General features: G+C 57.0%; 6 protein-coding genes. 2 read left to right on the top strand and 4 right to left on the bottom strand.

Features of this window, described 5'->3' with window-relative positions:
• Window positions 1-117 precede the first annotated feature (117 nt).
• Window positions 118-996 (top strand): thiazole synthase, encoded by an 879-nt coding sequence (locus ABEA92_RS24220; RefSeq protein ID WP_425572486.1) that lies wholly within the window; start codon window positions 118-120, stop codon window positions 994-996.
• Window positions 997-1897: 901 nt separating this feature from the next.
• Here the strand turns inward: ABEA92_RS24220 and ABEA92_RS24215 are convergent.
• Window positions 1898-2605, bottom strand: coding sequence for an HAD family hydrolase (locus tag ABEA92_RS24215; RefSeq protein WP_345687102.1), 708 nt, complete (start codon window positions 2603-2605; stop codon window positions 1898-1900).
• Here ABEA92_RS24215 and ABEA92_RS24210 point away from each other — a divergent pair.
• Window positions 2589-3899, top strand: a complete 1311-nt coding sequence (locus tag ABEA92_RS24210) for a DUF3754 domain-containing protein (RefSeq protein ID WP_345687100.1) — start codon at window positions 2589-2591, stop codon at window positions 3897-3899. The genes ABEA92_RS24215 and ABEA92_RS24210 overlap by 17 nt on opposite strands.
• A 909-nt stretch (window positions 3900-4808) precedes the next feature.
• Here the strand turns inward: ABEA92_RS24210 and ABEA92_RS24205 are convergent.
• From ABEA92_RS24205 to ABEA92_RS24195, 3 genes are all read right to left on the bottom strand, one after another.
• Window positions 4809-8387 (bottom strand): efflux RND transporter permease subunit, encoded by a 3579-nt coding sequence (locus tag ABEA92_RS24205; RefSeq protein ID WP_345687098.1) that lies wholly within the window; start codon window positions 8385-8387, stop codon window positions 4809-4811.
• A gap of 192 nt (window positions 8388-8579) precedes the next feature.
• A complete protein-coding gene (locus ABEA92_RS24200) occupies window positions 8580-9881 on the bottom strand; it encodes an efflux RND transporter periplasmic adaptor subunit (protein WP_345687096.1) in 1302 nt (433 codons plus the stop codon).
• Between the two features lie 709 nt (window positions 9882-10590).
• A complete protein-coding gene (locus tag ABEA92_RS24195; RefSeq protein ID WP_345687094.1) occupies window positions 10591-11817 on the bottom strand; it encodes a hypothetical protein in 1227 nt (408 codons plus the stop codon).
• Between the last annotated feature and the right edge of the window lie 190 nt (window positions 11818-12007).

Raw genomic sequence — 12007 nt, 5'->3', positions numbered from 1 at the left:
CGCTTCGTCGCGTGTTGACGATTGCGGCCGCTCGCCAGCAGGCGGGGCGATTTGGTATCCTTGCAGTTACCTTCAAAGTGTCACTCCATTTTACCCGCATTCTGTTGAGCTTTCGCATTGTCTACCACGGAATCCGCCCCCCAAGTGATTGACGACGATCCCGGATTGGTTGTTGGCGGCCATCAACTGAAGAGCCGTCTGATCGTGGGCACCGGCCGCTACGACTCGATGCCGCAAATGCGGGACTCGCTGATGGCTTCGGGCAGCGATTGCGTGACGGTCGCGGTGCGTCGCGAGCGGCTGTACGACCGGATGGGGCAAAACATCCTCGATTTCCTTGACCTGGATCGATACATTTTATTGCCCAACACAGCGGGCTGCTACACGGCTAAAGACGCGATCCGCGCCGCGAAACTCGGCCGCGAAATCCTTCGTTCGCTCAACAATGCCGGCGCCGATTGGGTCAAATTGGAAGTGCTTGGTGACAGCAAAACGCTGTTGCCGGATCCATCGGAAACATTGGCCGCGTGCGAGGAATTGAGCAAAGAAGGATTCAAAGTCCTCTGCTACACCAGCGATTGTCCGGTCACGGCTCAGCGGCTGAAGGCCGTCGGAGCGGCCAGCGTGATGCCAGCGGGCAGCCCGATCGGCAGCGGCCAAGGGCTGCTAAATCCCAACAACTTGCGGATCATCTTGGAGTATTTGAAGGAAGACGATCCCGATTATCCCGTCATCATCGATGCAGGCGTGGGCACGGCAAGCGATGTCAGCGAAGCGTTCGAGTTGGGGGCCGACGGCGTGCTGTTGAACACCGCAATCGCGCATGCCCGTGATCCGATTCGGATGGCACGAGCGATGAAGTATGCTTCGCTCGCCGGCCGCGACGCCTATTTGTCCGGCCGGATCCCCAAGCGACTTTATGGCACCGCCAGCAGTCCCGAAGAAGGCGTTATTAGCACCCGCCCCTACGGATCTGCGCCGCTCAGCGGCGAGTAAGACAACGTCGCCTTGCGCGCGGGCTGGCAACGCATTCACCCTCCCGTGTGCGGGAGGGTCGGACGCGATAGCGGCCGGGGAGGGCTGGTTGCACGGTGCTTGTACGATCCATCGCTAACACACCGAAGCCCCACCCAGAGCTTGCTGCCGCTCGCTCTGACCTCCCCAAAACAGGTTTCGGGGAGGTGAATATGAATTCACCCTCCCGTGTGCGGGAGGGTCGGACGCGGTAGCGGCCGGGGAGGGTTGGTTGCACGCTGCGTGCACGATCCACCACTAACACACCGACGCCCCACCCAGAGCTTGCTGCCGCTCGCTCTGACCTCCCCAAAACAAGTTTCGGGGAGGTGAATATGAATTCACCCTCCCGTGTGCGGGAGGGTCGGACGCGGTAGCGGCCGGGGAGGGTTGGTTGCACGGTGCTTGCACGATCCATCTAACACACCGACGCCCCACCCAGAACTTACTGTCGCTCGCTCTGACCTCCCCAAAACAAGTTTCGGGGAGGTGAATATGAATTCACCCTCCCGTGTGCGGGAGGGTCGGACGCGATAGCGGCCGGGGAGGGTTGGTTGCACGGTGCTTGCACGATCCATCGCGAACACACCGACGCCCCACCCAGAGCTTGCTGTCGCTCGCTCTGACCTCCCCAAAACAAGTTTCGGGGAGGTGAAAATGAATTCACCCTCCCGTGTGCGGGAGGGTCGGACGCGATAGCGGCCGGGGAGGGTTGGTTGCACGGTGTTTGCACGATCCATCGCTAACACACCGACGCCCCACCCAGAGCTTGCTGCCGCTCGCTCTGACCTTCCCAAAACAAGTTTCGGGGAGGTAAAGCCGTTCTGCCGAAAGTCTTGGCGACTTTCGCTACCCAAACACGCGAGCGACGTTCGCTACCCGGTCATGCGATCAACTCGTGCAATCGTGGATCCAACAACGAATCGGCGATCAACATCACGCCGTCGAACGATTGATCTTTGGTGTGTTCGCTGGGGACGGCGACCGTCTGGGCTCCAGCGGCTAATGCCGCGGCACATCCATTGCCACTATCTTCGAGCACCAGCATTTCCGATGCGGGGACTTGCATCTTCTCGGCTGCCGTCAAATACATCTCGGGGTGAGGCTTGCCATTGACGACGTCGTTGCCGGTCAACACAAACGCAAGCTGATCCGACCAATCAAACGTCGGCAAAATGACATCGACAAATTTGCGTTGACTGCTGGTTGCCAATCCGAACGGCAAACCGGATCGTCGTAGCGAGTCCATCCACTGGCTCAGCCCCGGCATCGGCTGAAGCTGCTCGGCCAACAACGCTCCATACAGTTCGTCTGACTCGGCAAGCAGCGATTCAGCGGAATCCGACAAATTGTGCATTTCGATCATCTGTGCGATCGCCGACACCCCGATGCGGCCCATCATCCGAGCCTGCAATTCCCGGCTGTAGCGATATCCCCGCCGCTGCAGTAACGTATCGCCCACTTGCCAGTACAATCGTTCGGTATCAATCAACAGCCCGTCCATATCGAGTGCCACCCCGCGAACCGGTTTTCGCGCGGCGTCGGCTTGCTCGTCGGACGACTGGGAGCCCGTGGTGTCAAAATCGTTCATTGATCGTTTTCTCGTCGAGTGGTCTGTCAATCGTGACGGCGCGACGACACGCCCTTTGGGCAGTTCGTTTGGCGACATCAGCGAACTGAGTGCATCGGGACTGATCTCGGACAATCCCGATCACTGGTCGGTCGAGTTGTACTTGCCCGTCGAACCCACACGGTTGCGAGAATACTTGATCCGCCGAAACGAACTGAGCGAATCACAGCAACACGCGTTTACCGAAGCCTTCGGGCAAGTCGAAAGCATACTCAATCGCAATACCGCGGCGTACCACACCGAATTTTCAAAATGGTACTCCGCACTCGACCCCGATTCGGATCATCGCGACCCGCTGCAGGAGGATTCAGACACCGCTGCCCCCCAGGATGAAGCGACCGAAGACGGCACAACGCATCCCCACATTGCTCCGACACTGCAGCTCTGCGAGCGGATGTTGGTCGAAGCGGGCTACCGTCGTCTGGATCAATCTGACATCGAAGCCTGCGTGGGTGTGGCGAGCCAGTGGGGAGTCCCGCTGCATGTCGACTTCACGCTGTTCGACCAGCTGGTGGTCTATTCGCGAGGCGACATCGTCGGCACCCGCTTTCGCCGCCGGCTCCGCACGCTGTATCAACGTGAACCAGTCGAAGTTCCCGTGTATCAACGGATGGTGGTGCTGTTCAAACTGCACAACGACGATGTATCGGAAGAACAATTGTCGTCACGGTGTTTGCACCTGAGGATGTTCAAAAACATTCCCAAGCTGGATGTCGACATGCTGTTGCCAGGAACGCAAGTTCGAATCAGCAAAGTGGACCGGGTCAAGATCATCGTGCCAAGTCTGGGAGGGCTTCTGATGTCACTTCGAAAACTAGCCCATTTCATCTTCTTGTTTGCCGCGATCACGCTGTACTCTTCGATGATGTTGGCCGGGTTGATCTTTGCTTCGATCGGCTACATCGTTCGCAGTGTGGTGAGTTATTTCCAGACCCGCAATCGCTACCTATTGAACCTGGCAAAGAACCTGTACTACCAAAAACTCGATACCAACGCAGGCGTGGGTTACCGTTTGATCCAACAAGCCCGGCAACAGAGTGAAGCCGAGGTGACGCTGGCGTTGTACGGGATCCTGTCGAGCGACACTCCGCTGAGCTCTCGCAAACTGCGGCGTCACTGCGAGCGAATGATTCGTGAAGCGGTGAACGTCGAAGTCGACTTTCAAGTCGAGCGGTCGCTGAAAATCTTGTCGCAAGCCGGACTGATCGAACAAGTCGATGGCGAGCAGTGGCGGATGAAGGAACGAGGCTGTTGAGGGAGTTGGTTTGTTAGGCCAAGCGGAATTTACCCTCCCGTGTGCGGGAGGGTGATTTTTTTTCACCTCCCCGAAACTTGTTTTGGGGAGGTCAGAGCGAGCGGCAGCAAGCTCTGGGTGGGGCCTCGATGTGTTAGTGGTGGAGCGTGCAAACACAACGCAACCAGCCCTCCCCGGCCGCTACCGCGTCCGACCCTCCCGCACACGGGAGGGTGATTTCATTTTCACCTCCCCGAAACTCGTTTTGGGGAGGTCAGAGCGAGCGGCAGCAAGCTCTGGGTGGGGCCTCGATGTGTTAGTGATAGATCGTGCAAACACAATGCAACCAGCCCTCCCCGGCCGCTACCGCGTCCGACCCTCCCGCACACGGGAGGGTGAATTCATTTTCACCTCCCCGAAACTCGTTTTGGGGAGGTCAGAGCGAGCGGCAGCAAGCTCTGGGGGGGGCCTCGATGTGTTAGTGGTGGAGCGTGCAAACACAATGCAACCAACCCTCCCCGGCCGCTACCGAGTCCGCCCCTCCCGAACACGGGAGGGTGATTTCTTTTTTACCTCCCCGAAACTCGATTTTGGGGAGGTCAGAGCGAGCGGCAGCAAGCTCTGGGTGGGGCCTCGATGTGTTAGCAGTGGATCGTGCAAACACAATGCAACCAACCCTCCCCGGCCGCTCCCGCGTCCGACCCTCCCGCACACGGGAGGGTAATTTCATTTTCACCTCCCCGAAACTTGTTTTGGGGAGGTCAAAGCGAGCGGCAGCAAGCTCTGGGTGGGGCCTCGATGTGTTAGTGGTGGATTGTGCAAACACAATGCAACCAACCCTCCCTGGCCGCTACCGCGTCCGACCCTCCCGCACACGGGAGGGTGATTTCATTTCGAACGACACACAAACCGCTATGAAAGCCACGCCCCTTAACTCATCACGTGGGCGGCGGTGTGCGCCGGAGCCTCAGCCGGCGTTTCTTGCGAATCGTCGTCGACACTCAACGACTCATCTGGATGACTCGGTTTCTCTCCGCGGCCAAACGATTCTTTGATGTCCATGAAGATTCGGAACAACGTCGGCACGAACACCAACGTAAAGATCGTCGACACGAGCAGCCCGCCCAACAACACGCTGCCCAAACCTCGATAAAGCTCACTGCCGGAACCAGGGAACAATACCAACGGACACAACCCGAGCACCGTCGTTGCGGTGGTCATCAAAATCGGACGCACCCGAGTGCGAACGCTTTCCAAAATCGCGTCGCGCGACTTGAAACCGTCTTCTCGCATCAAATTAAGCGACTGATGCACGATCAAAATCGCATTGTTGACCACTGTCCCGATCAGGATCACAAACCCCAACATCGTCAACACATCGAGTGCTTGCGGCGGCAGCCCCCGCCAAGTCAAGTAAACACTCAACAGCCGCAGGCCCAAAATCCCGCCGACCGCGCCCAGCGGAACACTCATGATGATCACAAATGGGTAAACCCAACTTTCAAATAACGCGGCCATCAACAGGTACGTGATCAGCAAGGCCAGCAGCACGTTCCAGCGCAGCGCCAACCAGGTATCACGCAATTTGTCGGCGGTCCCCGACAATGTGATTTGGTAACCGCCATCGAGTTGCCCCGATGCTCGGATCGGATCGACGATTTGCGTTTCAATCCGCTGCAACGCATCCTCCAGTGCCATCTCGGGCGGCGGAGACACTTCGATCGTGATCGCCCGCTGTCGCTCGCGATGATTGATCTGTTCCGGTCCGCTTGACGATTCAATCCGAGCCAATGAATTCAGTGGAACCAAATGACCACTTGGTGTCGCGATCGGCAATGACTCGAGATCCTGAATCGACCCCGCCTGATCAGGGCTGCCCACAATTGTCAGATCGATCTTGTCGCCACCGATGTAATAATCACTGGCAAACGCACCATCGACTAACGCGTTCACGGCATAACCCAGGCTAGACGCATCGACCCCCATTTGCTCGGTTTGAAACAGATAGGGGATCACGTGGGTTTCGGGATTGCTAAGGTCCAAACTAGGCACCGGTCGAGCTTGCGCGTTGGGGATCACCGGTTCGCCCATCGCTCCCATCACTTGACCGAGGACTTGGCCCCCGATCCCGACCAATTTCTCGAGTTCGGGGCCAGTGATTTCGACATCGATCGTGCGGCCTGCGGTCAATCCTTGTTCAAATAAACTCGATTGTTTGGCGATCACAAACGCGCCAGGCAATTTGGAACGCACACTTTGGATCAACGGAATCAGTTCACCGCTGCGCTGCGGATCGACCGAACGCACGCCCAAGAAGACTTGCCGTCCGCGAGCAACATAGAAAAAGTCAAAGATCGCCGGGTATTCGAGATTCTTGGTCGCCGGGTCATCCGGGTCGATGTCCCAGTAGGGTTTCAAATGCTCTTCGACCGTTTCACCAAGACTCGACAGTTCATCCAGGTTGTATCCTGGCGGCGGTAAAATGATGCCAAACACCAAATTGCGATTGCCTGTTGGCAGATACTCGACCTTTGGCCACAACGCGTAACTCAACGCCGCGGTGGCAGCCAACAGCACCGTGACCAACGCCAATCGCCGCAGCAAACTCTGTTGAATCATCCGGTTCGTGCCGACCACCATCGATACAAACAACGAACTGAGCCACAGAATCGGTTGTACGATCCGATCGGACACACGTTGCAGCGAGTGCGGCGTTGGCTTGGGCTGTGAAGTGGCTTTCGAGCGTTCAGGCCTTTCGGTCAGCAGTCGAGCTGTGACCGTCGGGATCAACGTGATGCTGACGATCAACGACAAGCCGACTGCCGCACTGATCGCCAGCGCGATGTCGCGAAACAGTTGCCCCGCTTCTTCTTCGACGAACAAGACCGGCAGAAACACGGCCAACGTGGTCAACGTCGACGCCAACACCGCTCCCCATACCTCTTTGGTTCCGCGATACGCCGCGTCATACGGTGACCGTCCGTCTTGGTAATGACGATAGATATTTTCCAGCACCACCACCGCGTTGTCGACCAACATGCCAACCGCAAACGCCATCCCTGCCAAACTGATCACGTTCAACGACCGCCCCCACAAATTCAAAAGCAAGAAGGTGCCGATCACACTAATCGGGATCGCCATCCCGACGACCAAAGCACCTCGGGCGAACCAGAACCCCGCAATGACGATCAGCGCCAACGTGATCAAGCCGTACCAAGGACTCAATAACATCGATGCGACGGTGCTAGCGACAATCAACGGCACAAAGATCAACGTTCGCACATTCAAATGCAGAAACAACATCAACACCAACATCGTCAACGTTCCGCCGACCACGATGTTTTGGTTGACCAACCCGACCGACGCATCGATGTATTCGGTTTCATCATAGACCTGCAACAGTTGCAGTTTGCGGTCACGCAGCAAGTCGTTATTCAGATCATCGACGCTGTGTTTCAATCCATCCATCACGTCCAACACATTCGCACCGGTTTCCCGCAGCGCATTGATTGCAATCGATGATTCGCCGAAACGGCGTACCAAACCGTCAGGCTTTTTGAACCCCAGTTTGACTTCGGCCACATCGCTGACAAACACAGGCGCCCCATCGCGAATCGCCAGCACTTGCGATTTGACTTGATCGGCACTGCGAAATTGATTCAGCGTGCGAACGACATAGCGTCGTTTGCCTTCCCAGTAATCGCCGCCCGAGGTGTCTTGGTTTTGGTTGCGAAGCACGCGGCGGACGTCGTCAATCGTCAGGCTGCGGGCGGCCAATTTCTGAGGATCGATGATGACTTGCATCTCGTCGGTCAATCCGCCCAGCACGTTGGCATTGGAGACACCGTTGACGCGTTCGAGTCGTGCTTCGATATAGTCCTCGGCGAACCGCCGCATTTCGGGCACATTCAAATCGGGCGGCAATAGCGGAGCGATGCCCGGGTGATCCTTGGCAAGATTGCGCAGCCGCATCAATCGCAGCCCCGGGTTGTCGGTGCGAAGCACGGTGGCAAGCGGTTCACGAAGCTCGGGATGCTGGTCGGCAAAGGCTTGAATCTCTTGGCGTGTCGGTTGCAATGCACTCAGAATGAACCACGCGATCGGACGGTCTGACGAATTGCTCGTCGAGATCACCGGTTGGTCCGCTTCCTCGGGATACTCCGGAACCTGTTGCAACCGGCTGTTGACCTTCAACAACGCCTCTTCCATGTTCGTGCCGACAAAGAACTCTAGCGTGATGCGGCCCATCGAGTCCATCGATTCGCTGGTCATCTTGGTGACCCCTTCGACGCTCTTGAGCTGTTCTTCCTGCTCTTGAATGATTTCGCGTTCGATTTCTTGTGGACTGGCTCCCGGCCAACGCGTTTCAATCGTCAACGTTGGCGTTTGCACTTCGGGAGTCAACTGCATCGGCATCCCGATCAATGCGATCACGCCAAACAGAATCAGCAGCAGCGCACCGACGGCGACTTTCACAGGATTGCGGACACAGGATTCGATGGGATGCATGTGTTCGGATCAGTTTGCAGTAGCGATGAAATGAATGGTGATGAAACGCTAAGAATCGCGGCGGATGAACGGCCGATCAGGGTGGTAGCGACGCTCGCCAGAGCGTGGATCGCCGCCATCTAGCGACGGCAGCGACGTCGAATTCCGACGGTTGGCTTCCGCTCGCCCAAAACGAACCGCGAAGATCAATCGTTAAGGGGTTGTCTTTTGTTGCTCCGTAATCTTGACGTCTTGCCCCGGGCGAAGTCGTTCGTTGCCGCGAGTGACGACCAAGTCATTCGGACTGAGTTGATCCGATACTGCGGGCGTGACCGCAACCCAGCTGCCTTGCGACGGCCCCATCACCACCGGCACGACCATCGCCTTGCCATCGACGACGCGGTACAGCGTCGGAGCCGCCCCGCCTAGCTGGATGGCATCTTTGGGAACCATCAAACGCGTCTGTTTTTCACTCGACGGCAATTTGACTCGCGCCAACATGCCAGGCAGCAGAGGGTGACGCCCTTCGACGGCCGCGTTCTCCACTCGCACCCGCACTGGAAACGTGCGAGCTTGAGGGTCGGCTGATGGCACGATTTGATCGATCACCCCGGCAAACGTTTGGCCTGGAACCGCTTCGACCAAAACGACCACCTCATCGCCGGGACGCACGAAGCGAATGCCGCTCTCAGGCACGTAGACTTCGATTTCAATTGGATCAATTTCGATTATGGTGGCGACCGGATCGCCTTGGCGTACCCAAGCGCCGGTTTCCGTCAACTCGCTCGCGACAAAGCCGTCAAAGGGTGACTTCAACGTGTACTTGGCATGGCGATCCCGCAGCCCTTCGAGCGTCTGGGTTTGCCTGTCCACTCGTGCTGCTGCTTGCGCAATCCGTTCCTTGCGAGGCCCCTCGACCACCAACCGATACGAGCTTTCGGCTTGCGCCAATGTCGCGGCGGCTACCAAGGCTGCCGCTTGGTCGCTCTCGAATTCATCGACCGAGATCCCCGCCGTATCGGTGTACAACCGCTTGGCGCGGGCTAGTTTGGCTTGAGCGTATTCGAGTTTGGCTTTGGCCTCGTCTCGTAACGCTTCGGCTAGTTTGATCTCATCCGGACGCGAACCGTTCTTTAACTCTTCGAGCTCTGCTTGCTGTAGAGCCAATTCGGCTTCGGCACCTGCGATTTCGATCTCAATCGTCTTCGTTCTCAATTGTGCAAGCGGTTGGCCCTCGGTGACCGCTTGCCCCGCGTCGACCAAGAACTCTAAAACACGGCCATCGACGGCACTGCCAATCGTACTTTGACGCCACGGTTTGACGTTGGCGACAAATGACTGTTCCGACGAAATGTCCTTTTCCACGACCGCCGTGACCACCACGCTCGCAGGACCGCCTTGTGCTAGCAAAACACGATCACTTGTGATCAGAAAACTGGTCAGCAAGGTCAGCGAAATCGCGAGCAACGGATTGGGAAGGCGATCGCAGCAATTAAGGTATTGAAATGTCGGCATCGAAATGACGGTTTGCTCTAGATACGGCGAGAGGGGCAGAACAGAGGGGATTTGAATCCACTAACACTGAAGCGAGCATGCCAGGGTGGGAGGAATCGAGTGGGGGATCACGGCAAGCCCATCTTCGGTAATCATACTTATCATAGGCCGCAAAGTTCGGGTTTCCCACCTTCTAATCCAATTTGGGACGCACTTTCTTCCCAGACCGGCGGTCGCCCGGCGAGACAACGCGTTCATGGTGCGTTGGCGGCGCCCCGAGTCCGAAGGATTGGACTGGGCGAGATTGGCCCACTGAACCAAATTCCCATCACGCCAAAAAAAAAAACGGCTGTGAGACACTCGAAAGTGTTTCACAGCCGCTTATCACTTAAACCCGCGAGAGAAGATGCACTCTCGTCCCAGCAAACCCACATAAGCCGAGACGATTGTTACCCACTCAACATTTCTAGCATCGGGTCGTCCACTTGGTTGACCCATGCCGGCTTCATGAACAATCGACCGGATCGTGCTGATACTTCTAGTTGTTCGTGTTGTTTGATTAGGAATGTGCAGGTCGAGCGTCAAACGGTAACGATTATGCCGATGGAGTCATCAAAATCGACGCCCCGTATCCGCCTGGTGGGGGTGCTCTGTGGAACCGGACTTCGAGTCTGTCATCGAGAACGATTCTTGTTGAAATCGACCCGCTGGATGTTGACTCAAGATTTGGCTAGACGCCGTAGCGATTACGCAAACAGCGGCGATGCGTTTTAGCTAACGTCGCTCGTGCATGTTGCCCGGAACCTTCGGCGGCTTCGGCCACGCGATCCAACAGCACCGAGTAACGTGCGAACGAGTCGACACCGACATCCCAACCGGCTTTCATCAAACGGTCGTGTCGCTGGACTTCGCACGTTGCCTGGTTGGCTTGATCCATCCAGTACTCGACAACTTGGTGGCGACACGACTGAGTGTCTGTGGCTAGCAAGCTAGAGAAATATTTTGAATCGGCGACTCGATTCGGATCAAGTTTTTGCAGTCGGGCAACCGAAAATTTGGCCGCGTCTTGCTGCATCCAATGGCTGTTCATGCGAACGGCTTGATCGGTAAAACTCGATGCCATCGCGCCTTGTTCATACGTTGCAATCGCTGCGGCCACATCCCCTCGGCGTTCGATCGCGTAGCCGAGTAAATCCCATGCCCAAGCGATCTGGCGAGCCGAATCAGAGGTATGATCGATCACGGCGCGGCAATGCGATTCGACCGCCTGCCAATCTTGCTGACCGCGATCATGGTCACCTAGCTTTAGTTTTTCTTTGAGCAAACTCCATGCGTCCTCGGGCATCCGCGATCCATCGAACATCCACGAGACGCAATCGTTCCATGACAACCCGAGTTGGTTGGCCAGTTTGCTGTTGAGTCGACTGGCCCAAGGTTGATGCATTGCATCTTGGACCAATTCGCATCGCACGGCTTCGCAGGCGACGTCTTCACGAAGCAGAATATCGGCGGACTCTTGAGCTCCGATCTGCTCGGCCAACAGCTCGCGGATCGCCTTGTGTTGATGTTCGAACGCCCAGTGCACGAAGGGGTCATTGAGCGGATCAAAATCTTGCTTGGGATTTTCCGCAGGAATCGCCAATCGTCGTCGGGGGCCTGGCAGTCGCTCGACCACGGCCTCGAAAACAATCGCGTCCGCCAATCGTTTGCCCCAAGGCATCCAATCGCCTCCGCCATGAAACCACTGGACCATCTCAGCCAGCTGATTGTTTGCATCGGCGCGAACACAGACCCAATTACCGTCGGAATCCCCCAGTATCGGCAACAGGTCACAGGGCATCAGCCCGGGCCAAATTTCATCCGGAGCATCCGAGAGCAACCCATCGGCGGCGATCGGCACGCGGAATTCGCCCGTGCCTTTGCGTTTCCAGATCTCACGGTCCAGCCAATCAGCCAAATCAGGTGCCAAAACGCACTGATATCGCTCGGAAATCCGTTCAGACCACGGGGTCGGCTGTGAAACGACGTCAGACAATGGGGACCGAAAGTTCAGGAGGACGCTGTAAAATGAATCGAACGGGGAAAAATCGCAGGATCGCTTGCAAACGCCGCCGTGATTTGGGGTAGACAAGGCCGTTTAGCCTAGC

Origin of the sequence: Novipirellula caenicola (assembly GCF_039545035.1) — a bacterium.
Lineage (GTDB): Bacteria > Planctomycetota > Planctomycetia > Pirellulales > Pirellulaceae > Novipirellula > Novipirellula caenicola.
This window is presented reverse-complemented; position numbering and strand designations above follow the sequence as displayed.